Below are 25,398 nucleotides of genomic sequence, written 5' to 3'. Positions count from 1 at the left end.
TCCAGGCTGGAAATGCGAGAAAATTGCCTTATTCGATCAGAAACGGGGCTATGAAGGGAGCGTTCCACGAACCGCCGACGAAAAAGGTCTCCCGTGGTGCATCTGGCAGATCTGTCTCTCCGGCATCCGCGTCCTTTTCCACAGCAGCTTCGGGAGGAATGATGCTGCCCGACAGTGCTATGCCTCGGCCAGCGAAGGGAACGAGGCCCCCGAGGGTGATCTTTTCTCCGGTGTTCAGGTGCGCAACCGCGGTATCGATCCAGGCAATGCCACCTGCCAGTGTGGCCTTGAGCTCGGCCCCTTCTATCTGCAACGCGCCATCGGAAATCTTCTGAAGGGGGAAAAAACTTCCCTTGTCATTGTGTTCGCGGAATGTCTCCAGGTTCAATCCGGCAATCTGACCCGCACCGAAGCTGGCAGAAATGGAGCCGTCCGATGTTTCCAGTATTTCATTGAGCGTTTCCCCGTGTCCCTTGAGGAAAACGGTGAAGGAGCCTTTGGCACTGGGCATGAAAGCCGTGAAATGCAGCTTCTCTCCCATCTGTCCGCCGTCGACGTTTTCTGCCGCGATGCGCAACTCCGCATGGTCGCGCCCCTGCATGTTGTCTAGTCGAACGCCAAACTGAAGCGTGCCTCCAAACGCCGCTGCGTCGGAAATGTCCAGACTGACAAGCCCGTCGCGAACCTGGGCGGTGGCGGCGACATTTTCCATCGAGATGGAACCGGCCGTTGCCTGGGATGACGACAGGCGGAGATCAAAGTTGAGTTTTCTCGCCCAGTGGGCCGGGCTGGACTGTGTCGGGACATCGGTATCGGGAGCGAGCGAGGTCAGCAGGGCACCCAGATCGAGAGCGTTGAAAGCGAGCGTGCCCGAAACGGTGGGGTGTGGGGCAGTTGCGGCAATTGCAAAGACACCTGTTGCATTGCTTTCACCGAGACTGAACTGTGCGTCTTCAAATTTCACCCGCTCGGTGTCGCCGGAAACCAGACTGCTTAGCCGAGCGGGTTTGATCGTGCTGCCAGGCCAGTCTTCCAGCGTTGTCCATTCGAGCATGCGCTGAAGCGAAGGAGCGGAGCTCTCCAGCCGGCCATTCACATAAACCTTGTCCATCAGATCCGCTTCGCCCTTGAAGGAAAGCGTAAGGGGAGAACTCTCGAGCGATACGGAGAGAGCAGATTTTCCGCCCGCCAGAAGAAAGAGAGGTTCTTCCGTGGAAGCATCGATGGTGATGCTTTCACCGTGCCATATGCCAGACGCCGAAAGCGTGGCGGCACGGTTGAGAGCGGGCCAGTTGAACGTGCCCGAAACGCTGCTTAAAAGCGGCGGCCGTTTGGTGGCGTCGCTTTCCACAAGGCGGCCGTCCTCGATTTCCACCACAGCGAAACTGTCGCTTGGCAGCAAGGACTTGTCCGGAGCCGCCGGATCTGCGGAAAGCAGCTCCCGCGCAACTTCCACAGACTGGGCAAGCCTGCCCCAGTTCGGCAGCGAGCGCAGCCGCATCACGCCGCCTTCCTTGTCCAGACGCACGGCGGGACGCACCAGTCGGATCTTCGTGAAAACAACATTGCCACGCAGAGCGGCGAGAGCCGATAGGTCGATCTCCACCCGCTCCGCCTCCATCACGGGCGAGCCATTCTCATCACTCCAGTCCGAAAGGACAACGTCGTTCAGGATGGCCTTGAAGGACGGCCAGACGCGAATTTCGGGGGCATCATCGAGCCGAACACGATAGCCGCTCCACGCGCTCACCTGCTGGGCAACGCTGTCGCGGACAATCTGCGTGGACGCCAGAACAGGCAGGCACAACACCACCAGAACCGCAATAAATGCGGTTGCGATCAGTGCCCCAACACTCTTTTTCACTGCCGACGAGGGCATGGAACCTCATCCTCGCTGTTCAACCGCAATCTTTTGAGCCTGCCGGTTGAACGATGTCCATAATGAAACGATGTGCAGGCAAATGCAGTAAGCCAGCAAACAGGTCTCACAACACTTTACGGGTTTAAACATTGCGTATGGCAATTCAAGGAATTGTCGCCTCACACGCCGTTCGTGCACCGGTTTCTCCCGATTTAGGCGTCTGGAAGCGTGCACACAAATGCAATGTGCAATTGTTTTCAGGCGAAGCCATTGCCGCCGGCAGAAGGGAATTGCATAAGCAAAAGAACAGCCGCCAGGCCATAAGGAGGACAGGATGACCGCAGGCGAGCCGCTTTGGGAGCCGGATGCAAAACGAAAGAATGAGGCGCCGATCACCGCCTTCTCAAGGCGGGCCGAGAAGCTTTCTGGAACGTCTTTTCCAGACTACGAATCTCTTCATGGCTGGTCGGTGGCCAACCGCGAGGCATTCTGGTCTCTGGTATGGGATTTCTGCGAAATCATCGGTGACAGAGGCGAGCGTGTGCTGGTTGATGGCGACCGCATGCCCGGTGCCGTATTCTTTCCCGATGCCAGGCTCAACTATGCGGAAAACCTGCTTCGCCGTTCCGGTGACGGAGACGCTCTGGTGTTTCGTGGTGAAGACAAGGTTGAGCGGCGGCTTTCATGGGATGAGCTTCGCCAGATGGTTTCGCGACTGCAACGGTGTTTCCGTGCTAGCGGGGTGAAAGCGGGTGACCGCGTGGCGGCAATGATGCCCAACATGCCCGAAACCATCGCTGCCATGCTCGCCGCCACATCGCTGGGGGCGGTATGGTCCTCGTGCTCGCCTGACTTCGGCATTCAGGGTGTTCTCGACAGGTTTGGCCAGATCGAACCAAAGATTCTCATTGTTCCCGATGGTTACTGGTATGGGGGCCGGTCGTTCGATGTGTCGGAAAAGGCTGCAGCGGTGGTCGAGCGCCTGCCGAGCGTCAAGATGGTGCTGGTGGTGGACTATCTGGGCCGGGCGGGTGAAGCCGCGTCCCACATCGACAGGGCTGTGAGCCTGACGGAGGCTCTTGCCGGGCATGAGGCCGGAGACATCACATTTGAACGGTTGCCTTTTGCGCACCCGCTTTACATCCTGTTCTCGTCAGGAACGACAGGCGCTCCCAAATGCATCGTGCACTCGGCTGGTGGCACGCTGTTGCAGCACGTGAAAGAGCACGCGCTGCACGCCGGTCTGAAGCCGGGCGACCGGCTTTTCTACTTCACGACATGCGGCTGGATGATGTGGAACTGGCTGGCCAGCGGGCTGGCCTCACAGACCACACTTCTCCTTTATGATGGTTCGCCTTTCCACCCGGACGGCAATGCCCTGTTCGATTTTGCGGATGCCGAAGGCATGACCTATTTCGGCACCTCGGCAAAGTTCATCGATGCGGTTCGCAAGGCCGGGCTGAAACCCATGGAAAGCCACGACCTTTCGACGGTGGAAACCATCTCCTCGACCGGCTCCCCACTGGCGCCGGAAAACTTCTCCTTTGTCTATGAAGGCATCAAGAAGGATGTGCACCTGGCCTCGATATCGGGTGGAACGGACATCGTCTCCTGTTTTGTGCTGGGTGTGCCGACGCTCCCGGTCTGGGTTGGCGAAATCCAGGCGGCAGGTCTGGGCATGGCAGTCGAGGTCTGGGGCGACAATGGGGAGCCGCTCCAAAGCGGCAAGGGAGAGCTGGTCTGCACCCGCGCCTTCCCCGCAATGCCGCTCGGTTTCTGGAATGACCCGAATGGCGAAAAATACCACGCCGCGTATTTCGACCGGTTCGACAATGTGTGGTGCCATGGCGATTTCGCCGAATGGACGGAAAATGGGGGCATTGTCATTCACGGCAGGTCCGACGCCACGCTCAACCCCGGTGGAGTGCGCATCGGCACTGCCGAAATCTATAATCAGGTGGAGCAGATGCCGGAAATTCTGGAGGCAATCTGTATCGGACAGGAATGGGAAGAGGATGTGCGGGTCGTTCTGTTCGTGCGGCTTGCCGACGGCGTGGAACTGGACGAAGCGCTGGAAAAATCGATCCGTACGAAGATCCGCACCGGAGCAAGTCCCAGACACGTGCCCGCACGCATCGTCGCGGTGAGCGATATTCCGCGCACCAAGTCCGGCAAGATCACGGAACTTGCAGTGCGTGACATCGTGCATGGCCGTGAGGTGAAAAACCGGGAGGCACTTGCCAATCCCGAGGCTCTGGATTTTTACCGGAATATTCCCGCACTTCGAAGCTGATCTGCGCAGCTTTATGGTTAAGGTTTGGTAAAACGGATATTTACCGAGATTTCACAGTTGGTACGAAACCGTAAATTTTTTAGATCTGAAGTAAGGTTCTGTTAAGGGTTTCGCCGCGATAGTGTCGGCTAACTTGACGAGCCGGACACGGGATCCGACTGTTGATGACAGATGTTCGCCAAGCCCCGTTTTTGACAGCATTCAGACCCTCTAGCGCCCTTCGGGGCGCTTTTTTTTGACCTGATTTCTTCAGGTCTCTCGATCGCGCATGAGGGGGCCGGAAAGCAGGATTGCCGGAACGATCGCGGTCGCGATGATGAGCAATGCAGCCACCGCACCATCTTCCACAGCGCCGCGCGAGGCGTTTTCATAAACGTGTGTGGCCAATGTGCGAAACCCGAAGGGACGCAGCAGGATCGTGGCTGAAAGCTCCTTCACCGTGTCCACGAAAACGAGGATGGCGGCCGTCAGAATGGCGGGTTTCAAAAGCGGCAGGAGGACCGAAATCGCGCTTTGGTTTGCCGTTTTTCCGAGGCTGCGGGCAGCCTGATCAAGATTGGGGGGAAGCTTCTCCAGGCCCGAACGCATGGCGCTTTCAGCCAGTGCGAGAAAGCGGATCGTGCAGGCGATGACGATGGACATGGCCGTTCCTGTGAGGAGAAGCCCGGTCGACATGCCGAAATGGCTGCGGGCCGTCTGGTCGATCGCATTGTCGATTGCGGCGAGCGAGAGCAGCAGGCCAAGCCCGAGTATCGTGCCGGGCAGGGCGTACCCGATGGAAGCAAGCCGCACCAGAATGAGCGTGGGCATTGAGCGCGACAGACGCATGGCATTCAACATCAGGAGTGCAATGGCGATGGTCACAAGCGCCGTGGTCGCGGCAACGGAGACACTGGTCACAAACGCCTGTAGAACCTGCGGCTCCACAAACTGGTCCAGACGCCGGTATGCATAGCGTGCAAAAACCGTCACCGGGATGCCGAAGCCCGACAGGATCGGCAAGAAAAGACCGAGCGTAACGAGCCAGCCCTTCGGTCCCGACAGCACCATGCGTGGTGGTCGCGCATGCATCTGCGTGCCGCGCGCACTGTGAAAACGCTGTTTGCGGCGTGCCCACTGTTCGGCCGTAAGAAGCAGAAAAACGATCACCAGCATCACGGCCGCAATCTGGGTGGCGCCTTCGAGGCTGCCACGGTTGAGCCATGTGGAATAGACCGAAAGCGTGAGTGTTCGCACGCCCAGATATTCCACCGCACCGATGTCGTTCAGTGTTTCCATCATCACGAGAGCAAGGCCGGCGATGATGGCGGGGCGCGCGACAGGCAGAAGAATGCGGAAGAAAACACGCGCCGGCCGGGCGCCAAGTGTGCGGGCAACGTCGGCAATGTTGCGGCCCTGCATGAGGAACACCACACGCGATGTCAGATAGACATAAGGGAAGGTGACCGAGGTGACGACCAGCGCCGCCCCCCAGGTGGATCGGATGTCGGGAAACCAGTATTCGCGCGCGCTTTCAAACCCGAACACGGCGCGAAACGCGGTCTGCAAAGGGCCGACATAATGGAAAAACTCGCCAAAGGCATATGCGGCCAGATAGGTCGGGACAGCCAGCGGCAGGACCAGAGCCCAGGACAGGAAGCGCCGCAGCGGAAACTCATAACCCACCACCGCCCAGGCAGCGCTCACGCCGATGACCGCGGTCCCCATTGCCACGAGAGCGAGCAGCAGAAGCGTCGTGCCCAGCGATTGCGGCAGCACATACTGAAGGAGGTGCGGCCACATGCCGCCCGAACCGGAAAGCGCCACATAGAGGATTGTGGCGATCGGCATGAGAACGAGCAGCGTCACGAGCAGGCTGCCGGTCATTGCCACGCCATGCCGCTCTCCGCGCACACGCAGGGTGCGGGGTTTTTCGAGCAGGAGTGGCGGTTTGGGCTGGATTGTCATGAAACGGCGCTTGGGACCCGGGCTGAAACCTTGGCTCCCGGGGAAAGCAAAAAGCCGGGCCTTTTACAAGGCCCGGCCGGGAGAAAGGTCAGTCGGCTAGCTGGCCGGACCGTCGTCGAGACCGACGCGGTCGACCATTTCCGATGCCGCCTTGCGGTGTTTGGCAATCTCGTCCAGTGCGAGCGTGTCCGGCTTGATCTTGCCGAAATCCTGAACGGTCTGGGAAACCTTTGCATCGGGAAGAACCGGATACTCATAATTGGTTTCGGCATAGATGGCCTGCGCCTCGGGGCTGCCCAGGAAGCGCATCAGTTCGATGGCGTTTTCCTTGTTGGGAGCATGCTTGGCCAGGGCCATGCCGGAAATGTTCACATGGGTGCCGCGGTCTTCCGAATTCGGGAACAGAACCTTCATCGCGCCGGCCCATTCCTTCTGTTCCGGCTCTTTCTCGTTGTTCTGCATCAGGCCGACATAATAGGTGTTGCCGATGCCCAGATCGCATTCACCTGCAAAGATCGCCTGCGCCTGCGCACGGTCGTTGCCGTTTGGCTTGCGAGCGAGGTTGGCCTTCAGGCCTTCCATCCACTCTTCCGCCTTCTCCTCACCGTGATGCGCGATCATGGAGGCGAACAGCGCGATGTTATACATGTGCTGGCCGCTGCGCATGCAGATCTTGCCCTTCCATTTCGGATCGGCAAGCTCCTCATAGGTGATGGTGTCCTGATCAACGCGCTCATTGGAGGCATAGACCACGCGTCCGCGCGTGGTCACGCCGAACCAGTGGCCTTCAGGGTCGCGAAAGTTTTCCGGAATGCCCGCATTGACGGCCTCGTCCTCGACAGCCTGGGTGATGCCCTTTTCCTTGGCATTCATCAGGCGGCCAATGTCGACTGTCAGGATCACGTCGGCAGGCGAATTGGAGCCTTCGGCTTCGATACGATCCTCAAGCCCCTTGTTCAGGAAAAGAACCTCGGTCTCAATACCGGTCTTTTCGGTAAAGGCATTGAGCAATGGCTCGATGAGAAAGGGCTGGCGATAGGAATAGATGTTTACGGTGCCTTCCGCCTGCGCGGCTGGCAATGTCGCGGCCAGCATTCCTGCAGCGGTCGCGGCGGCGAGCCCGATTCGGGCAGCGATTAGTTTACGTGTCAGCATTGACGCCTCCTAGCCTAAGGGGTTCAAGGTCCCAGGGAAGTTGCGGAATTCGATATTCCAGCGCATTGGCTTCTCGGGCAAAAATGCGTCGCGGTCAAGAAAAATACGTGCAATTTCATGAGTTTAGAAGGATTCTAAACTGAAAACATCATATTTATGGCGCAATGCCAATCCAGGGCATGGGGCAGGCTAGTCTGCCAGCACCCGCGTGGGAGGAAACGAGATCTCGACAAGCGTGCCCTCATCGGGCACCGAGTTGATGGCAAAAACAGCCCGGTTGGCCTCCACCATGGCACGTGTCAGAGGCAGGCCGAGGCCGGTCCCGTCGCCACGCTTGCGCTTCAAGCTGTTGATTTGCTTGAAGGGCTTGAGCGCTTCCTCGATCTCGGCCGGGTTCATGCCGACCCCGGTATCACGCACACGCATGACCACGGAACCTTCCGCGCTGTAGGCGGTTGAAACGATCACCTGGCCGCCGGCCGGGGTGTATCGCACGGCATTTGAAAGCAGATTGAGCGCGATTTGCCGCACGCTTCTGGGGTCTGCCACCACATCGGGGAGGCTGGAGGAAAAACTCGAACGTATGATGACGCGCTCGCGGTTGGCCTGCGGTTGCATCATGGCGACAGTCTCGGCGAGAGTATCATTGAGGGAGACTGCCTCATAATGCATCTCCTGCTCGCCGGCCTCGATCTTGGAGATATCCAGAAGATCGTTCACCAGATCCAGAACATGATTCCCCGACCGGTTGATGTCGTGAAGATAATCACGGTAGCGGTCATTACCGATTGGGCCGAATTTCTCATCAAGCATCAGTTCGGAAAAGCCGATAATGGCATTGAGCGGTGTGCGCACCTCGTGGCTCACGCGCGCTAGGAATTCGGTCTTTTGCGAGGAGGCGCGCTCGGCTTCCGCCCGCGCCTGGGTCAGCTCCTCGGTGGCGCGTTTCCACTGTGTTATGTCACGCAGGACCGCACAGAAACCGCTGGAATGAGGCAGGCGACCGATGGTCATGAACAGCGGGATGAACCGCCCCTGTGCTTCCCGACCGATCACCTCAAGCCCGTCATTCAGCACGCTCGCCACGCCATTGTCGGACAGGCCGTTCAGGTGTTCGCGAACAGCGGCCTGGCTTTCAATGGCGAAGAGCGCTGCAAAGGGTTTGCCCGTCACATCTTCGCTGTCGAAGCCGAACAGCGCTTCTGCGGGGCGGTTGGTGGAGCGAATGTTTCCGTCATTGTCGATCACGACGACACCGTCCGTTGCCGTGTCGACGATGGCGCGCATTTCGGCCAGATGCATCTGCAATTCGGCAGTCTGTGCTTCCATCTCCGCGTCGTGTAGCGCTTCGGTTTCCTCGTTGTTTTCCGTCTGAGGAGCGGGCTGCGGGAGCATTGCGGCCACCGCCTCTACGGGCTGTAACGCCAGAAGCAGAGCCTTTCCTTCGCGCCATGCGACAGATTGCAGATGCGCGCGCACATCACGTTCGGCGCCCTGCGCCGTTCTAAGCTTCAACGCCTGCGCTTCGCCCGTGGTCTGGGACCCCTCGTAGCTCTCGGGAAAGAGCGCATCGATACCACCGTTTGTCTGCAGCGCCTCCAGTTCTCCATAACCGGTCAGGTCAAAAAAGGCGCGGTTGGCATATTCCAGCGTGTCGCCGGTGTGGATGAGTATCGCGAGCGGCAGCCCGGCCAGAAGGCCCGGATTGTCCTGGCTCGTATCGGCGGGCATGTTGAAAAAAGCCGAGGGAACGAAGGTGCCCGCACGCGCTGGTGCAGCGGCCGATGGCGCCTCCGGCGCAGGCGTGATCGTGTCCGTTCGCTCTGTACGGCCCCCGGCGGTAGCCGCTTCAGCCGCAGCCTCGCTTTCGGCGGTCTGCGATGGCGTTTCGCTCTCTCCCGTGCCGGGACCGTCTGGCTCGGCTATCCCGGTGGCAGCGTCTTCTTCGTGCTGTTTTGGCGGCGGAGTTCCGCTGGTATCGACGTTGCGCAACTCTTCCACTTCACGCAGGCGCGCGCCGATTTCACGAAATGCGTTGGCTTCTATCGGCGACAGGGCACCATCGGAGACGGGGAGAGTGCGGTGCTCCGAGAGGCGGATGATCTTGACTGCATCTTTCTGCGCCTCTTCCGGGCCCGCGGTGTCGGTCGTGAAGGTATCGTCAGCAGGATCGCTGCCAGACGCATCTTCATCTGGACCGCGGGCGGCGTCGGCGGTCTCCTGATGTTCGTCGCCCGCCGGTGGCAGGGCTTCGCCCGGTGTCAGATCCGGTTCTGGAGCTCCGCGCGGTGGAAATGGCGCACCCGGTGTCAAAACGAGCCCGATGCCTTCCGGGTCGCTCACCGCATCGCTCAGACGCGCCAGGCCGAAACCATGAAATCCCTCAAACACGCGTTCCCGGCCATAAATCGGCAGGGCGGCAAGGTCGACGGGAACCTTGAGGTCGGTGCCCTGCAGGGGCCAGAGGACAGTGCGTCCGGACCAGGTGTCGCGGCGTTCAAGCAGCGCCGATATGCGGCCATCAGGATCAAGACCGAACGCGTTTGACACATCTTTGAAACGCCGCCCCAGGACATCGGCCGCGGCTGGACCGACGGCTTCTGAAAACGCATCGGAAAGCGCCGTAAAGCGCCCTTCGGCATCAGTGCGCCAGGCAAAGCGAATGGTCCCCGAGGGACGCTGGGTGACCGGAGCTTCGGAGGTGACCTCATCTCCCGTCCTGTCGGCCGAGGCTGTTTCCGGCCGCTCCGCAACGCGCTCCCCGTCGACCGAGCCGCCGATCGGGTCTTCACCGTCGTGACGCTGATTTTCCGGCGTCTCCGGCTCTTGCGCCGGGGTTTCGTGTATGCGGGTTTCCTCGCTTCGAATGGCGCCAGTGTCGGCGCTGCCCGCTTGCGTGCTGGCGACGGGGGGATGCTCAAGCGGAGCGCTCTGCTCATCGACAACCACGAGAAGATGCCACGCCGGCCGGTCGGTCAGTTTTGCAATGGCTGCAGGGCGCTGACGCGCGCCAGACTTCACGAGCCGTTTGACCAGCCGGTCTTGCTCGTCGCGAACTTCGGCGACGAGCGCGCGCAGCGTGTCGCGTTCCATGCCGAGTCTTTCGAACCCGCTTGAAGCTGCCGCGACAAGCCCGTTTTCGTCGATAAGAGCAGCGAACTGCTCGGCTTCATCGAAGCCCTGCACGGCTGCAGTTGCGCGAAAACGTTCATCGCGCATCTTTGTCGAGCGTGCTTCGACTGCCAGAAGGATTGCCTGTTCTCCACCGGGAAGTGAAATCGTGGATGCATTGAGGGTGACGAGAGGAGAACGCAATCCCTTGCCGAGTCGCGTGGCGACGGAACGCTCGCCCGAAATACGTGGAAATCCGGGTGTTGCTGAAATCTGCCGGCGGGTGGTCATGGACAGGCCGCTGGCGGCGCCGATGGCCTCATCGATGTTCCGATAACCGATGAGTGCGGCGCCCGGACCATTCGCCCAGATGACCGTGTCGAGCGCGGGGGCAAGCACAAGAAGCGCATCCCCGGCTGCAAAACGCGCCCGCACCTGGTCCAGAACCGCGATGTCAACGAAGGAATATGAAACAGACGCCATTTAAACGAGCCAAACAATCATCCAGTGTACGGTCGGCCCACAAGTCTCGGGCTGGAAAAACCGCATCGGTTCAAACAGCATCGGGGCACCGTCCTCAACCGCAAACTGCGGCATCCCGATAACGACGTTAACACCTTATTAATAAAGCCATGTGGCAGCGAGGTCCATAAAAGCCGACGCCTGAACGCAATGAATTCCTGCGATTGGTTAACTGACGGGCAGAAATGCTGCACCGCAACAATAATGTTGCAATGCACAATGGCCGATGCTATATAGCGGTCATGAATTGTCGGGCGGGTCCGTTACACGGGGACCTCCATGAGCGAGAACCAAAGGATCGCGACTATGACAAAGACCACGCAGAAAAATACCGGAAACGCCGAGTTTCCGACGTTTGACGCGACGCAGGCCAGCGAGCAGTTTCGCGCTTTCGCAGAAAAGAGCGCCGAGCAGACCAAGGAAGCCTATGCTCGCATGAAGGCAAACGCCGAAGAGACCCAGAAGGCACTCGAAGCCACTTTTGAGAATGCGAAATCGGCCGGCAACGAACTCACCACGAAGTCCATTGCCGCATTGCGCGAAGGCACGGAAGCCAATCTGGCTCACATTGAGGCTCTGGCCGGCGTGCGTTCTTTCGCCGAGTTGATCGAGATGCAGAGCAACTTCATGCGCAAGCGCATGGAAGTGGCTGTGGATCAGATGAAGGACTTTCAGACCGCTTCTCAGAAGTCGGCCGAAACGATGGCCAAACCGATGAAGGACGTTTTTGAAAAGACCGTCAAGGAACTGCGCGTCGCCTGAGGCGTTATGCGCTTAGAAAAGTCCGGCGGCGCACTCCTCCTCCCGACGCTGCCGAGTGGGACCGAAACCTCCTCCCTTCGGCCCCTTTATGAGAAAAGACCGGGATCCTCCCCCCGGTCTTTTTTCTTTTGCTCTTTTGGCTTGAAAAAGCGATCATTTGCCCGTATTGACGCGGACGCCGGTCACCGGTTGCGTGCGGTTGTAGCTCAGTTGGTTAGAGCGCAGGATTGTGGCTCCTGAGGTCGGTGGTTCGAATCCACCCAACCGTACCATTTCATATCGGTCTTTTCTCCACAGTCCGGTGGCCCCTCGCGGGGTGAAAACCATTTCATCGCCCGCAAAATCCGTTGATTTCCCTGCCTGCGAACCGCAAGCTATCCTGTCTCTCCGACGGCAAGCCACTGACAGGCTGCCGAGGCTCTGCATGATCGCGCTCCTGCGGTGATCCGGGAGGTGGAATGGGAAACGTGTTTCAACTGTCGCGCCACCACTGGCTGATTCTCTTCCTCGCAATGGCCCTGTGCGCGTTTGCGGTGGCCTTCCTTTCCTTCCAGCTGATCAATGTCGCGATGGCGAATCTGGAGTTCATCCTCGCCCATGGGGTGATGGGAATTCTCGACGGGGGACTCGTGCAATTCCTCTCCGTCTTCACCAAGGGGATGTTGATCGTGGTGCTTTATTTCGGCTTCAAGGGGCTGGAAGCCGAGCTGCTTCGTCGCTGGCGCAGCAAGGATCGCCGCTGAGGGTGGCTAGAACAGCGTGCCCTGATCTTTCTTTTGTGATTCGGTCGTGCGGGCTTTCTGAGGGGCGGAGGGTTTCTTGCGCGCTACGCCCGCCGCGATCGCCCGGGTGACACCGTCTGCAAACTGGATCTGAAGTTCGAGGCCGGGCTGAACCTCCCCGGCACGTTTGCGCGGCTGGTCGTCCGGGCCGCGAACAAGCGCGAAGCCTCTTTCCAGAACGCCTTCGTGTGAGAGCGATTTGGCAAGCCGCATGGTCTGCTCCACGCTGGCTCCCGCCTGTTTCAGCTGGGTGTCAATCCTCGTGTCGGCGCGGCGTCCGGCCTGCACCAGCCTGTCACGCCAATGGGCGATGCGCTGTTTCAGCGCCAGCGGTGAAACGCGCGCGGCATCGCGGTCGAACCGGGTGCGCTGGGCACGCACAAGTGAAAGAAATACCGCGGGCAGTCGCTCACCAGACGAATTTGCACGGCGATGCGATTCCACAAGACGGCGCTCCAGTGTGGCCGGGGAAAGGCGCAGCCCGTTGAAGGCGGCCCGCTTGCGCTGGGTCGCTGCCGAAAGGGCGCGGCCAAGCCGGCCCCGCTGCCTCGTCAAAGCGCCGGCGCGGCATGGCCAGTAACTGGTCGGGCGAAGGAAGTGCGCGGGAAAGGGCGCTCAATGCCTGCCTCTTGCGGTCGCCTTCACGCGAGATCGCGCCTTTGAGGCGGGCAGAAAGTCTTGCGAGACCGGCTTCCAGTTCCGCTTTTACTGGCACCGCCATTTCTGCAGCGCCGGTGGGTGTGGGCGCCCGCCGATCTGCCACCAGATCGATCAGCGTCCAGTCGGTTTCGTGTCCGACCGCAGAAATGACAGGTATTTGCGATGCCGCGACAGCGCGGACCACCGACTCATCATTGAAACCCCACAGATCTTCAAGACTGCCGCCACCGCGCGCAACGATGAGCACGTCGGGCCGGGGCAGGGGGGCGCCTTCGGCAAGCGCGTTGAAGCCGGCAACGGCGCGGGAGACTTCATCGCCGGTGGTTTCACCCTGCACACGCACCGGCCAGACGAGCACGTGAACCGGAAAACGGTCGGAAATGCGGTGTATGATGTCACGGATGACCGCTCCGGTGGGCGAAGTGACGACTCCGATCACCCGCGGCATGAATGGAAGTGGCTTTTTGCGGCCGTCTTCAAACAACCCCTCGGCAGCGAGCTTCTTCTTGCGTTCTTCGAGAAGCGCCATGAGAGCACCCGCTCCCGCCGGCTCGATGCTCTCGATGACGATCTGGTATTTCGATGATCCCGGATAGGTCGTCAGCTTGCCGGTGGCGATGATCTCCAGGCCTTCCTGAGGCAGAAACTTCAGCTTTGAGAACACGCCCCGCCATATGACGGCTTCAAGCCGCGCCCGGTCGTCCTTCAGAGCGAAATAGGCATGACCGGAAGAATGAGGCCCACGATAGCCCGAAACTTCGCCGCGCACACGAACATGCCCGAACCTGTCCTCCACGGTGCGCTTCAGCGCGCCGGAAATCTCGCTGACGGAGAATTCGGCAACATTGCTTTGCGAATCGGCTGGACGAGTTGTGCTCATGGGGTCGGATTGAGCCGGGCCGCGGTCCTGGGGTCAAGCCCGGGGCTGAAAGCGGTCCACATGCGCTTTACCAGCCACTCATGGTCTGGCCCGGGCGATGGCGTTTGCTGCGCGGGTTGAGAAAGGCTGCATTGAAATCAAAGCCGCCCTCTTCAAGGAAGGCCGGGACCGACAGATTGTCGAGGCTTTCACTGATATGCCTCGCCAGCGCGTCGATGATTTCTGCCTGGCCAGTGTGGCCGCGCATCAGGCCGATATGGCAGTCGGGCAGCGGATTGAAGCCATCGGCTTCACCAAGCACCCGCATCCCGGGTCTCAGCGCGCACTCCGGCAGAACGGAGATGGCCAGCCCTGACAGAACGGCGGTTGCGATGACGGTGGCGGAAAAGCTGGTGAAGAGCACGCGATAGCTCCGGCCTTCCTCCTCCAGTGCGGCGCATGCGGTGCGCCGCCACAGGCAGCTTGGCCGCCCGAATGCCATCGGAAGGACCTCACGCTCATGAACCGAATGATTGGCAGAACTGACCCAAAGCAGAGGTTCCCGCCGGATAGGCTCCGAGCCGCCCTTGGAAGCGTCATAGGTCACAAGAGCCAGATCGAGATTGCCGCGCCGTATGTGGTCGACCAGATTGGTGGTCGGCTCACATGCCACCGACAGTTCCACGCGCGGGTTGGAGCGGGCGAAGCGGGCCATGATCTCGGGCAGGAAGCGATCCGCGTAGTCGTCAGGGGTGCCAATGCGGATATGGCCTTCAAGGCTTGCATCGTCAAAGGCGGCCAGTGTTTCCCGGTTGAGCCGCAGCATACGCCGGGCGTAGGTGAGCAGCCGCTCGCCGTCTTCGGTCAGCCGATTGGTCCGTCCGTCCTTTTGAAAGAGCGCCTTGCCGACGCGTTCTTCCAGCCGGCGCATCTGCATGGAGACAGCCGACTGGGTGCGATGCACTTCTTCGGCAGCCTTTGTGAAGCTGCCGGTATCGGCAATCGCAATGAATGTTGCCAGCTGATCGAGGTCGAGTGGGGCAGCCATCGGAGAATCCATCATATAATCTGATGATAGAGATTAAAAACATTCGCTCGACTAATCAATAGGGGCGTGGCACTGTTTGGCAGTTCACAGGGCCCTGGTCTTTTCCAGCCGCCCGCCTGTCATTTTCGTTCAAGACAAAGGATGGAACGATGTCCCGCGCCCAAACGCAGCCCTTCGCCATGAGTGCTGTTTCTCAGCCGGCCGGCGCGGTGCGCGCGGTCACTCGGTCGCTTCTGGCCAGACTGGCGCGTTACTGGGAGGCTCGATCAGCCGTTCGGCATCTTTCCGAAATGTCCGAGTGGCAGCTCGCAGACATCGGCCTGACACGAAGTGATGTGGATTCGGTTGCGCTGAACGGAGCGCGAAGGCTCGCCACGCGCAGACTGCAGGAAATTGCGCAGGAGCGCACGCGGATCGCCGGTGCTCACGGCGGTGCTGACCTCAGGTCATGACCGCCTGACAGATTTCTCTCCCATGCAGGCTTATTCCCGCATGCCGGTTCCCCCCGGCAGCCTGCACATTGCCCGGTCCGTGAGGACCGGGCTTTTTTGATAAGGAAGGGTCAGGCGGGATCGCCGTCTTCCTCGTCAATTGCACGACCGGGGATTGCATAACTGCCCGAGAGCCAGCGGTTCAGGTCGACCTCCTTGCAGCGTTTCGAGCAGAATGGGTAGAAGCTGCGCTCAGACGGTTTGTTGCATTCGGGGCAGGGGCGCCTGGGGCGCAAGGGGGTGACCTTGTCTGGCTGGGACTGTGTCATCTTCAAAGTGCTCCAGCACCGGAGAGCCAGTTGAAATGCACCTTGTAGCCTTCTGCAACAAGCAGATTGACCGTCTCGTAAAGCGGGAGGCCGACAACGTTCGAATATGAGCCGGCCAGCTTGACGACAAAGGTTCCGGCAAGGCCCTGAATGGCGTATCCGCCCGCCTTGCCGCGCCACTCGCCGGAGGCGAGGTAGCTCTCAAGCTCCTCATGCGTGAGGCGCTTGAAGCGCACACGGGACTCGACGAGCCGCTGCCGTTTTTTGCCCGATGGCGTTATGAGGCAAAGTCCGGTGTACACGCGGTGCGCGCGGCCGGACAGGAGCTGTAGACAGTTGGAGGCCTCAACGGCGGTTTCGGCCTTTGGCAAGATGCGGCGACCGACAGCCACCACCGTATCGGCGGCCAGAAGATAGCAGCCATCCGCATCACCGTCCTGTGTCAGCCGGGCATGGGCCTTTTCCGCCTTTTCAAGCGAAAGTCGCTTGGCGAGCGAACGCGGATGCTCGCTCTTGAGAGGCGTTTCGTCGATGTTTGCAGGCGCGAGGCGATCAGGCTCGATGCCTGCCTGCTGCAAAAGCTCGACACGACGGGGCGACCCGGAAGCCAGAACGAGTTTCTGCAGTGCGCTCATTGAAATGTCACCGACCGCCTTGGCGTCTTACTTGAAGCGGTAGGTGATGCGACCCTTGGTCAGGTCGTAGGGCGTCATCTCGACAAGCACCTTGTCGCCCGTCAGAACGCGAATGCGATTCTTGCGCATGCGCCCGGCCGTATGAGCGATGATCTCGTGTTCGTTTTCCAGTTTAACGCGGAACATCGCGTTGGGCAGCAGTTCGGTGACCACGCCTGGAAACTCCAGGACTTCTTCCTTTGGCATCCGTTACCTTCGGTTTTCCATAAAATTTTCCGGTCGACGACGGGAATTTCGCGCGGAACCTATCCCATTCATTCCTCTTTGTGAACAAGCCAGATCCGGCCAAACGGGAATTTGTGTCGGATTTGTTTCATCTTTCGAAACGTGAAGCAATCGCGGTCGCCAGTCGGTCACGCACGTCGCGATAGGCTTCGATGATCCGATCTCTTGTCCCGCTCACCACCGTCGGGTCCATTGTCGGCCAGTATTCGACCTCTGCGGCAATGGTCCGGGTCATTTCGAGAGCCCGGTGGTGCGCTTCGGGAGAAAGGGTAATGATCAGGTCGAAATTCGTGTCCGCCAGATCCTCGATGGATTGCGGCAGGCGTTCGCCCAGTGTGAGTTCCTTCTCTGCGAGCACCGCATCGACAAAGGGGTCGCGTTCACCCGCGCGCAGCCCGGCAGAGGCTAGAAAGATGTCCCGGGGAAGGAGGGAACGGGCGAGAACCTCTGCCATGGGCGAGCGGATGGCATTCATGCCGCAGAGGAACAGCACCGACCTGGGCGCTCTCTCTTTCGCCGGCATTCTGTCAGGTGTCATAACCGGCTTCCCCCCGAACCGGTGTGTGCCATTCCGGTCAACCTCTCCAATGCAGCACGCAAACCAGTGTGAACAGACGTCTTGCCGTATCGAAATCCACTTCGATCTTGTCTTTCAGACGGTCCATAAGGGTTTGCGATCCCTCATTGTGCAGCCCGCGCCGCCCCATGTCGATGGCCTCGATCTGGCTGGGCGTCGCGCTGCGTATGGCATCGTAATAGCTTTCGCAGATCAGGAAATAATCCTTCACGATCCGGCGAAAGGGGGTGAGTGAAAGTATATGGGTGACAACGGGCTCACCGCTTTCGCGGGAAATGGAAAACACGAGGCGCGCCTCCACGAGGGAAAGCTTCAGCCTGTAGGGGCCGTTCTCCGTATCGCCCACCGGGCGAAAGCTGTTTTCTTCAACCAGGTCGAATATGGCGACAGCGCGTTCGTGCTCGATGTCGGGAGTGCCTCGTCCGACCGATTCATCGAGCTCGACATCAATCAGGCGTGCCGTATCTGAGCCCGAACACGTCATCTCAGATATCGTGATCCGGGCGGCTTGGCGTTTCCCACGCCGCGCCAAGATCCGTCAGGCGCGCCTCGATACATTCGACATCGAGGCGAAGCGCGGCATCACCGGCAAAGATCAGTTCGATCACGCCTGCGGGCGCGTCGTCCGCAGGGATGAAGTTGAGCGCGAGGAGGGAGAGAACGTCTTCCGGCCGGCTCCGGTCGATGGAGGTGGCACGCACGGATTGGACCCGGTCGAAATGCAGGATGCTTCTGCGCCTTTCATGCGCGGATTTTCTCAGAAAGCTCCGCTTGCGCTCTTTCTCCCAGACAAAGCGGTTGAATGCTCCCGCGAAGCGGTTGTTGGCCGGTTCGAAAGCAAGGTCGCCGACCTTGACGACAGCATCCTGAAGATGGGCCGACACAATAGCCAGATCGACATCGTCGAGCGCCACGAGCTTTAGAAAATCCATGTTCACCGGCCAGCCGCCACTAACTAGAAATACGCTCGATCGTTGCTCCGCAGGCGGAGAGTTTTTCTTCAAGACGTTCAAAACCGCGGTCCAGATGGTAGACGCGGTTCACCTCGGTCTGCCCCTCCGCTGCAAGCGCCGCTATGACCAGCGAGACGGACGCTCGAAGGTCGGTCGCCATGACAGGTGCGCCGCGAAGTTCCGCGACACCGTCAACCACCGCGGTCTGCCCGGAAAGCGAAATCTTGGCGCCGAGCCTGGCCAGCTCCTGCACGTGCATGAAACGGTTTTCGAAAATGGTTTCGGTGATGTGCGAACGCCCCCTGGCCATGGTCATGAGGCCCATGAACTGCGCCTGCAGGTCGGTGGGGAACCCGGGAAAAGGCTGGGTGGTAACATCCACCGGCGCGATGCCTCCCCCGTTGCGCCGCACCCGAATGCCCGTATTGGTCGGTGTAATCTCGGTGCCTGTCTGTTCGAGCGTGCCGAGCGCTGCTTCCAGAAGATCGGGCTGCGCGCCCTCCAGAAGAACGTCGCCTCCGGTCATGGCGACGGCCATGGCATAGGTGCCGGTCTCGATGCGATCGGGAATCACGCGGTGTCGTGCGCCCGAAAGGCTGGTAACGCCATCGATCGTGATGGTGTCCGTCCCCGCCCCGGAAATCTTCGCGCCCATGGCATTGAGGCAGTCGGCCAGGTTCACGACTTCCGGCTCGCGGGCGGCATTTTCAAGAACGGTCTGCCCCTTTGCCAGCGATGCGGCCATGATGAGCACATGCGTGGCGCCGACCGATACTTTGGGGAATACGTAGCGATTGCCGACAAGGCCGTTCTTCGCCCGGGCGTTGACATATCCCTGTTCGATATCGATCTCGGCACCCAGCGCCCGCAAACCGTCGATGAAGAGGTCGACGGGGCGCGTGCCGATGGCACAGCCTCCGGGAAGCGAAACCCGCGCCTGTCCAATGCGCGCCAAAAGAGGTCCGATCACCCAGAAACTGGCCCGCATCTTGGATACGAGTTCATAAGGCGCGGTGGTGTCCACAATGCTGCGCGCGGTGAAATGGATGGTCCGGGAATAACCCTTCTGCTGGTTCTCACGGCGGCCATTGACCGAGTAATCGACACCGTGATTGCCCAGAATGCGGATAAGGCTCTCCACATCCGCGAGATGCGGGACATTGTCCAGGGTCAGCGTGTCGTCGGTCATGAGCGCCGCGATCATCAGTGGCAGAGCGGCATTCTTGGCGCCAGAAATCGGCAAGGTGCCGTTCAGCACGTTGCCACCGGTTATGCGTATGCGATCCATCCGTTCTCACTTTCCGGGCGCATTTGTCGACATTGACAGACTGGGGTGGTTCGTTCCCGATCTGTCAGCATGCACCATCTGCCTTGCGCTATGGTAAAGGCGATTTCAGGAGCGGCAGATCCATTGTTGCATCACCGTGAAACCGTCCCCGCAAGACATTTCCATTCCAAATGGTCCTAAAACATGGCCGCCTCTGGCGCAAGACAGTGCGCACACGGCAAAGCGGCCTTATTCTCCGCGTGTGGGCGCATCAGGCTGCAGGCCTTCGGGTCTTTGATCTGCTTCTCCCTTCCGGCGGGAACGTGCCTGTGCCTTGCGACGCGCGAGGTTTTCACGCAACTGGGCCGCAAGGCGCTTTTTTCGAGTGTCGTCTGTCTTGCCGTTGGCTGCAGATGAGTTTGTTTTTGTCGTTTCGCTCAACTGGGGCTCCATTCGTGTTGGAAGCGTGCTGGTCAGGCGTGTCGAAGCCGCAGGAACGGGCGGCACCGGACGTGATTTTCACAGACATGTATCAAACTGCGCTCATGAATGCGATTGCGTGCTTGCGCAATGCTTTTCGTTGTGGCAGAAGTCCGCCGCATCACGATGGCGAGCACAATTCGACGGCTCTTTCGTGATCGGGAGCCCGATTGGACGGTCAACGTTCAAAACTCCCGCTTTCTGGCAGCGCTGCCGTAGCTCAGGGGTAGAGCACTCCCTTGGTAAGGGAGAGGTCGAGAGTTCAAATCTCTCCGGCAGCACCAGTTCTCCTGGATAATTTCCTGTCTCCCACTGCTCGACTTCATTCAGCTGCGGTTGTCACAAGCGGCTGGTTTGGCGGGCCTCCGCAACCGGCTTAGTTGTCCATAAGCGCTTCGAAGTGTTTTGAAGCATCGTCGGCTCGCGTTGAGCTTCAGGCATTCGAAAGTGGTCTCGCGTTCTTTTCTGTGTCTGGTGGAATGACGCGTTCAGCGCGTACGGGCTGAACGGCCAATTGGAGAATCTTGATCCATCTGCTTGTGGGACGCTGCCCATGCGGCGTGCCGAGACGAGCATGTGCCGTCCGGTCGGTTCGAAGCACGATCCCGTTGCGTATGCGAATGAAATATTGATCGGAGAGGACGGTGGAGATCAGCGCTGCAAGGTGTCCGCATCCCTCTCAGGACTTGCGAGAAGCGAGAGATAATGCTGCAAAAATTCCAGACAGATAAGCACAATCGCGGGGTGATCGAATACGACCAGAAAGCAGGGGCAGCGCCTCCGGAGACAGCAGAAACGTGCCCGCCGGATGAAAGACTTGCAGTGCTGGAAACCCTGCTTGAAAATCCCGAGTTTCGAGCATCGGACCGCAACAGGCGCTTTCTGCGCTTCGTGGTCGAGGAAACGGTGGCAGGCCGGGCCGATCGCATCAAGGCCTTCACAATCGCCGTAGATGTCTTTGGCCGCGACGCCAGTTTCGATGCAACCGTTGATCCGATTGTGCGAATAGCGGCCGGGCAGTTGCGAAAATCCCTGCGTGATTACTACGCGGGACCAGGACAGGCCGATCCGGTGCAGATTTCGGTGCCGTTGGGCGCTTATGTGCCTGTCTTCGAAAAGCGTTCATCCACAAGTGCATTTGTGCAATACGCGTCAAGGCATCTCACAAAACTCCGTTCCTTTGCCGTGGGGGCAATCCTGACAGTTGTCCTGGCATCTTCTTTGTCGGCCTTTTCCCCTTCCTGGCTGACATTCGCCTCCCGGGCAGATCGAGGGGGGCCAGCCGTGCTCATACTCGACAACGCGCGGGCGAATTCGATCAATGCTGAAACGACCCAGCTGGCAGCGATGCTCAACGATGCCCTCTTGCTCAATGTCGGCCGTGAGAAAGCGGTGCGCTCCGTCGGCCTGCGGCCGAAAGAGCAGCTTGAAGAGGCGGTGGCACGCGTGCGAACGGTCTATGGTGAACGAAGCGAAGTGTTCGAACTGCTCACCAGCGTTCAGGTTGAGGCCGGTGAGGCCAGAATCTACTGGCATCTGCTTGATTCGGATTCTCGCGAGGTTCAGATATCCTCTCTGGCGAGAGAAGCTTTCCGGCCGAAAGCCCAGGGCGCATTGGTTGAGTCGATCGCAGCCAAGGTCGCTGCTTCGCTGTTCGGATATAAAGGCGCCCTTGCGCGCTACCAGACCGATGCTGAAGTGGCTTCACACGAGGCAGTCAAGTAGGTGTCGTGTTAAGCAGCGTCACACCCTGCGGATTTCAGATTCCCCCTATGTGAGAAGATTCAGACAGGTTGAGCGGCTTCTCCCTCGGATACCGGGGGAGGGCGGCTCTTCTTTTTATATACAGGGGCAACGGAATGACCGATCTCGCCGGCCCTGCTGGATTGTCGCGGTTGACGGGAAAGAAGCCGCGAATGGCGGCACATTGGGGGGAAGGCGATCGCGGGCTAAAATCTCAGGCGGAAACGCCTTTGTCGTCCGCGTGAGGCATTCTGCAGGGCAGAGTGTTTCAGTTTGCATTCCTGCACCAGGTCGAGATCCACCGGTCCCTGCCGCACGAGAATGATGTCAATCTCCGCGCTGGAGTAGCCCTGCTTCACCATCTCGTCGATGAGAACGGATATGGATGGGACGTCTATGAGGGGTTTCGCGGGCACGGCGTGTTCCGGTCAGTGCGGCAGTCACGCAATACAAGTGCCGGTTGAAATGGGTCCCAAAGCCTCGCCGATGCTTCCAGGAAGCAGGGCGAGACTTTGGGAGAAGCCGGCCCGGGGGGCGGGAGGACCGGCTTTGGCAGAACGCTTCAGAAATCGCGAAGCGTCTTGTTCTCGAATGTTTTCTACGGAGGTGGGGCGGTGGCTTCCGCCAGAGAGGTCAGGAATGGCATTTTGTCGTAAGAAAGCTCCATCGCCCCGTCCGTTCCGCTGTTTCATCTTATGGTTGTAATTTGCACCAATGTGCAGCTTATAAGGAAATCAGAGGAAAGATTTTTTCTGCTTTGGACGTCCGATTCAGCACCGGATTCCCAGATTGACAGTCGGCTGAGTACAAGCCATAAACTTGCGTCTATTTCGGTAAACAAATGTTCTGATCGCGAATGGTTATGAGCAGGGATTCAGGGGGAGGAAAATGGACACATTCCTGAGCGGCCTTAAAGCGGCCGTGGACACGCTTGGCGCAACGGTTCTGTTGCCCATCGTCATTTTTGTTATTGCCGCAGTGCTGGGGGCCAAGATCGGCAAGGCATTCCGTGCCGCCGTCACCATCGGCGTGGCATTCATCGGTATCAATCTGGTGCTCGGGCTGATGCTTGGCTCCATCGGTGATGTGGCGCAGGCCATCGTCACCAATACGGGCATTCAGCGCGACATCGTCGATGTGGGCTGGCCTTCGGCGGCTGCCATCGCCTTTGGCTCTTCGGTGGGCCTGTGGGTGATCCCCATTGGCATCGCCGTCAACATCGCGCTTCTTCTGACGCGCATGACCCGCACGCTCAATGTGGATGTCTGGAACTTCTGGCACTTTGCCTTTATCGGTTCGCTTGCCGTTGCCGCCACGGGCAGCCTGGCCTACGGCCTCGTTGTTGCCGCGCTGATGGCAGCACTTTCGTTGCTGTTCGCCGATTGGTCGGCCCGTGCCGTTCAGAAGTTCTACGGCATTCCGGGCGTTTCGGTTCCGCATCTGGCATCTGCGCAGATCCTGCCGATCGCCATCGTGATCAACTGGATCATCGAGCGCATCCCCGGTGTCAACAAGGTGAACATCTCGACCGAAACCATCGAGCGCCGCTTCGGCGTCTTCGGGGAACCGGTTGTGCTTGGCCTGATCATCGGTCTCGTTTTGGGCGTTGTCGCCTACTACAATGCCGGCGATTTCGGTGTGGTCCTGTCCAAGGTTCTGCAGACGGGCATGACGCTCGCCGCCGTGATGCTGCTTTTGCCGCGCATGGTGAAGATCCTCATGGAAGGCCTGCTGCCGGTATCGGAAGCCGCACAGGAATTCGTGCGCAAGCGCACCGGTGACAGGGAGCTTCTGGTTGGTCTTGATTCGGCAATCCTGATCGGTCACCCCGCAGCCATTTCCGCATCGCTGATTCTGGTGCCGATCGCCATCATCCTGTCGATCGTCCTGCCGGGCAACCGCGTGATCCTGTTCGCCGATCTGGCGGTTATTCCGTTCATCGTTGCCATGACGGCACCGCTCCTGCGCGGCAATGTTTTCCGCATGGTGATCGTCGGCACGGTAACACTCGCCGCCGGCTTCTACGTGGCCAACGCACTCGCACCTCTGTTCACCAGCGCTGCCGTGGATTCGGGCTTCGAAATGCCTGAGAACGCGGTTCAGATCACTTCGGTGGTCGACGGCTTCCTGTGGATTTCCTACGTGGTTATTGCAGCAATCCGGAACCTGGGCGCTGCCGGGCTGGGCGTGCTTGCCGCCATCATCGCGGCGTGCTTCTGGCTCTATCGCCGCAACACGCTGGCCTGGGAACGGGCAGCGGGTGCGGAAGACGACACCACCACTGCACAAGAAGGCTGAATAGGTTAGTGAATGGCTGAAGCCCTTATGAACCACATCGATCCCGAGGCGATTGTCCTCGGGGTCGATACCGATAGCCGCGAGGCTGTCATCCGACTGCTCGCCGGCAAACTCAAGGACGCTGGCTACGTGAAAGACAGCTTTGCCGATGCGGTTCTCGCCCGCGAAGCCACGATGCCGACCGGCCTGCCGCTCGGCCACGCGGTGAACGTGGCGGTGCCGCACACGGACCCGGAGCATGTCGTGAAGCCGGGCATCGCGCTTGCCACGCTCAAGAAGCCGGTGACCTTCGCAAACATGGAAGATCCGGATGAGGCCGTGGAAGTGGGCCTCGTCTTCCTGATGGCGCTCAATGACAAGGACCGTCAGATCGAAATGCTGCAGGAAATCATGGCGACCATCCAGAGTGAGGAAGCGATTTCCGGCCTCATGCAGGCATCGTCGCTTGATGATGTCGCTGCGGTTCTGAAATAGAGCATTTTGCAGTCAGGTGGAATCACCTGACGCCGCACAAATGCGGGAAAACGGGCAGTTGGAGCGGAGCGCGTTTCTATGAAACGGTGGACCGCTCTGGTGCCCAATTGATCGGGAGAAACCCATGAGCAAGAAGACCGTCCTGTTTGCCTGCGGCACCGGAATTGCCACCTCGACCGTGGTTGCCAATGCCGTGACCGAGGCCATGAAGGAACGCGGCATTACCATCGATTCGCGCCAGTGCAAGGCGACCGAAGTGCGCTCCGAACTGAACGGCGTGGATCTGATCGTTTCGACCACGCAGCTGCCGTCGGATCTTGGCGTGCCGTCCATCGTGACGCTCGCCTTCCTGACCGGCATGGGCAAGGCCGAAGCGCTCGACAAGATCGAGGCCGAACTGCGTCGCTGAGCATTCTGCTCTGCAAGGCAGTTATCCAGGACAGCCCGCGGCTTTCATGCTTGCGGGCTGTTTTGTTGTTTCGTACGTCTCATTCTCTCTCTGTCATGAGACCACGCTTCCGTCGGAACCGGCAGCTCTGCTCCTGTAGATGATGGCGACAAACAGCGCCATTGAAAGGATGGTGACCAGAGAGCCCGCGATGGCAAGCGCTTCCGTGACCCCCTTGAGTGCAAGAACGATGCCTGGAACGATCATCCAGAGACCGAGGGAGGCGGTGGCGAAGTGAAGCCATGCGAGCCGGCTGGCCGCCGCCTGTGGGACGCTGTGATAGTAAAGACCGCTCACGCCAAGTGTTACCCAGCCGATGAGGTTCAGATGGGCGTGAGCAGAAGCCAGCGTGTGATCATGGGAAGCAGCCATGTGTATGCCGAAACCCATTCCAGCCAGCGCGTAAAGGCTCGCGCTCAGAAAAAACAGAAATGCTATGCCGTGCATCGTATTCTCTCCCCTTCTTGTGATTGCGATG

23 protein-coding genes, 2 tRNA genes and 1 pseudogene are annotated in these 25,398 nt (G+C 59.6%); 10 read left to right on the top strand and 16 right to left on the bottom strand.

Features of this window, described 5'->3' with window-relative positions; translation table 11 throughout:
* Positions 1-28 precede the first annotated feature (28 nt).
* On the bottom strand, positions 29-1,879 hold the full coding sequence (locus AB2N04_RS17610) for an AsmA family protein (RefSeq protein ID WP_367715924.1): 1,851 nt from the start codon (positions 1,877-1,879) through the stop codon (positions 29-31).
* A 316-nt stretch (positions 1,880-2,195) separates the two neighbouring features.
* Between AB2N04_RS17610 and AB2N04_RS17605 the strand changes: the two genes are divergently transcribed.
* A complete protein-coding gene (locus AB2N04_RS17605; protein ID WP_367715923.1) occupies positions 2,196-4,154 on the top strand; it encodes an acetoacetate--CoA ligase in 1,959 nt (652 codons plus the stop codon).
* A gap of 249 nt (positions 4,155-4,403) precedes the next feature.
* On the opposite strand, the gene AB2N04_RS17600 is transcribed toward AB2N04_RS17605, so the two are convergent.
* The 3 genes from AB2N04_RS17600 to AB2N04_RS17590 all read right to left on the bottom strand — a co-directional run bounded on the left by AB2N04_RS17600 (position 4,404) and on the right by AB2N04_RS17590 (position 10,850).
* A complete protein-coding gene (locus AB2N04_RS17600) occupies positions 4,404-6,101 on the bottom strand; it encodes an ABC transporter permease (protein ID WP_367715921.1) in 1,698 nt (565 codons plus the stop codon).
* Positions 6,102-6,197: 96 nt separating this feature from the next.
* Positions 6,198-7,256, bottom strand: coding sequence for a Fe(3+) ABC transporter substrate-binding protein (locus AB2N04_RS17595; protein ID WP_367715919.1), 1,059 nt, complete (start codon positions 7,254-7,256; stop codon positions 6,198-6,200).
* Positions 7,257-7,445: 189 nt separating this feature from the next.
* A complete protein-coding gene (locus tag AB2N04_RS17590) occupies positions 7,446-10,850 on the bottom strand; it encodes a PAS domain S-box protein (protein ID WP_367715918.1) in 3,405 nt (1,134 codons plus the stop codon).
* 345 nt (positions 10,851-11,195) lie between these two features.
* On the opposite strand from AB2N04_RS17590, the gene AB2N04_RS17585 reads away from it, so the two are divergent.
* From AB2N04_RS17585 to AB2N04_RS17575, 3 genes are all read left to right on the top strand, one after another.
* Positions 11,196-11,651, top strand: coding sequence for a phasin (locus AB2N04_RS17585; RefSeq protein ID WP_367718849.1), 456 nt, complete (start codon positions 11,196-11,198; stop codon positions 11,649-11,651).
* A 195-nt stretch (positions 11,652-11,846) separates the two neighbouring features.
* A tRNA-His gene (locus AB2N04_RS17580) sits at positions 11,847-11,923 on the top strand.
* Positions 11,924-12,109: 186 nt separating this feature from the next.
* A complete protein-coding gene (locus AB2N04_RS17575; RefSeq protein ID WP_367715917.1) occupies positions 12,110-12,394 on the top strand; it encodes a hypothetical protein in 285 nt (94 codons plus the stop codon).
* A gap of 6 nt (positions 12,395-12,400) precedes the next feature.
* Here the strand turns inward: AB2N04_RS17575 and xseA are convergent.
* Together xseA and AB2N04_RS17565 are read right to left on the bottom strand one after the other, a co-directional pair.
* Positions 12,401-13,973: pseudogene (gene xseA / locus AB2N04_RS17570) on the bottom strand (exodeoxyribonuclease VII large subunit).
* 67 nt (positions 13,974-14,040) lie between these two features.
* A complete protein-coding gene (locus AB2N04_RS17565) occupies positions 14,041-15,000 on the bottom strand; it encodes a LysR substrate-binding domain-containing protein (protein WP_367715915.1) in 960 nt (319 codons plus the stop codon).
* A 149-nt stretch (positions 15,001-15,149) separates the two neighbouring features.
* On the opposite strand from AB2N04_RS17565, the gene AB2N04_RS17560 reads away from it, so the two are divergent.
* The gene (locus AB2N04_RS17560; RefSeq protein WP_367715914.1) at positions 15,150-15,452 is read left to right on the top strand and encodes a DUF1127 domain-containing protein; all 303 of its coding nucleotides are present in this window, start codon (positions 15,150-15,152) and stop codon (positions 15,450-15,452) included.
* A 110-nt stretch (positions 15,453-15,562) separates the two neighbouring features.
* On the opposite strand, the gene yacG is transcribed toward AB2N04_RS17560, so the two are convergent.
* The 8 genes from yacG to AB2N04_RS17520 all read right to left on the bottom strand — a co-directional run bounded on the left by yacG (position 15,563) and on the right by AB2N04_RS17520 (position 19,930).
* Positions 15,563-15,760 carry a DNA gyrase inhibitor YacG gene (gene yacG, locus AB2N04_RS17555; RefSeq protein WP_367715913.1) on the bottom strand — a complete coding sequence of 66 codons (198 nt, stop codon included), beginning with the start codon at positions 15,758-15,760 and terminating at the stop codon, positions 15,563-15,565.
* A 2-nt stretch (positions 15,761-15,762) separates the two neighbouring features.
* On the bottom strand, positions 15,763-16,395 hold the full coding sequence (locus AB2N04_RS17550) for a Maf-like protein (protein WP_367715911.1): 633 nt from the start codon (positions 16,393-16,395) through the stop codon (positions 15,763-15,765).
* Between the two features lie 27 nt (positions 16,396-16,422).
* Entirely contained in the window at positions 16,423-16,641 is a 219-nt protein-coding gene (gene infA / locus AB2N04_RS17545) for a translation initiation factor IF-1 (protein WP_006200926.1), read from the bottom strand.
* 127 nt (positions 16,642-16,768) lie between these two features.
* On the bottom strand, positions 16,769-17,218 hold the full coding sequence (locus tag AB2N04_RS17540; RefSeq protein WP_367715903.1) for a low molecular weight phosphatase family protein: 450 nt from the start codon (positions 17,216-17,218) through the stop codon (positions 16,769-16,771).
* A gap of 37 nt (positions 17,219-17,255) precedes the next feature.
* Positions 17,256-17,741 carry a UPF0262 family protein gene (locus AB2N04_RS17535; RefSeq protein WP_367715902.1) on the bottom strand — a complete coding sequence of 162 codons (486 nt, stop codon included), beginning with the start codon at positions 17,739-17,741 and terminating at the stop codon, positions 17,256-17,258.
* Position 17,742: 1 nt separating this feature from the next.
* Positions 17,743-18,189: a DUF2948 family protein gene (locus AB2N04_RS17530; RefSeq protein ID WP_367715901.1), complete on the bottom strand. Its 447-nt coding sequence runs from the start codon at positions 18,187-18,189 to the stop codon at positions 17,743-17,745.
* Positions 18,190-18,208: 19 nt separating this feature from the next.
* On the bottom strand, positions 18,209-19,498 hold the full coding sequence (gene murA, locus AB2N04_RS17525) for a UDP-N-acetylglucosamine 1-carboxyvinyltransferase (protein WP_367715900.1): 1,290 nt from the start codon (positions 19,496-19,498) through the stop codon (positions 18,209-18,211).
* Positions 19,499-19,726: 228 nt separating this feature from the next.
* Positions 19,727-19,930: a hypothetical protein gene (locus tag AB2N04_RS17520; RefSeq protein ID WP_367718848.1), complete on the bottom strand. Its 204-nt coding sequence runs from the start codon at positions 19,928-19,930 to the stop codon at positions 19,727-19,729.
* Between the two features lie 236 nt (positions 19,931-20,166).
* Between AB2N04_RS17520 and AB2N04_RS17515 the strand changes: the two genes are divergently transcribed.
* Together AB2N04_RS17515 and AB2N04_RS17510 are read left to right on the top strand one after the other, a co-directional pair.
* Positions 20,167-20,241: transfer RNA gene (locus AB2N04_RS17515), tRNA-Thr, on the top strand.
* 421 nt (positions 20,242-20,662) lie between these two features.
* Positions 20,663-21,682, top strand: a complete 1,020-nt coding sequence (locus AB2N04_RS17510) for a hypothetical protein (RefSeq protein WP_367715899.1) — start codon at positions 20,663-20,665, stop codon at positions 21,680-21,682.
* Between the two features lie 224 nt (positions 21,683-21,906).
* On the opposite strand, the gene AB2N04_RS17505 is transcribed toward AB2N04_RS17510, so the two are convergent.
* Positions 21,907-22,116 carry a hypothetical protein gene (locus AB2N04_RS17505; protein ID WP_367715897.1) on the bottom strand — a complete coding sequence of 70 codons (210 nt, stop codon included), beginning with the start codon at positions 22,114-22,116 and terminating at the stop codon, positions 21,907-21,909.
* A 472-nt stretch (positions 22,117-22,588) separates the two neighbouring features.
* On the opposite strand from AB2N04_RS17505, the gene AB2N04_RS17500 reads away from it, so the two are divergent.
* The 3 genes from AB2N04_RS17500 to AB2N04_RS17490 all read left to right on the top strand — a co-directional run bounded on the left by AB2N04_RS17500 (position 22,589) and on the right by AB2N04_RS17490 (position 24,881).
* The gene (locus AB2N04_RS17500; protein WP_367715896.1) at positions 22,589-23,998 is read left to right on the top strand and encodes a PTS galactitol transporter subunit IIC; all 1,410 of its coding nucleotides are present in this window, start codon (positions 22,589-22,591) and stop codon (positions 23,996-23,998) included.
* A 12-nt stretch (positions 23,999-24,010) separates the two neighbouring features.
* Entirely contained in the window at positions 24,011-24,472 is a 462-nt protein-coding gene (locus tag AB2N04_RS17495) for a PTS sugar transporter subunit IIA (protein ID WP_367715895.1), read from the top strand.
* Between the two features lie 124 nt (positions 24,473-24,596).
* Complete coding sequence (locus AB2N04_RS17490) at positions 24,597-24,881, top strand: PTS sugar transporter subunit IIB (protein WP_367715894.1); 285 nt, start codon at positions 24,597-24,599, stop codon at positions 24,879-24,881.
* A gap of 93 nt (positions 24,882-24,974) precedes the next feature.
* Here the strand turns inward: AB2N04_RS17490 and AB2N04_RS17485 are convergent, their stop codons facing one another.
* Positions 24,975-25,367 (bottom strand): hypothetical protein, encoded by a 393-nt coding sequence (locus AB2N04_RS17485; RefSeq protein WP_367715893.1) that lies wholly within the window; start codon positions 25,365-25,367, stop codon positions 24,975-24,977.
* Between the last annotated feature and the right edge of the window lie 31 nt (positions 25,368-25,398).

The sequence above is a fragment of the Nitratireductor sp. GISD-1A_MAKvit genome (assembly GCF_040819555.1).
Lineage (GTDB): Bacteria > Pseudomonadota > Alphaproteobacteria > Rhizobiales > Rhizobiaceae > Nitratireductor.
Note: the sequence above shows the minus strand (reverse complement) of the source record. Positions and strands in the feature narration are given on the sequence as shown.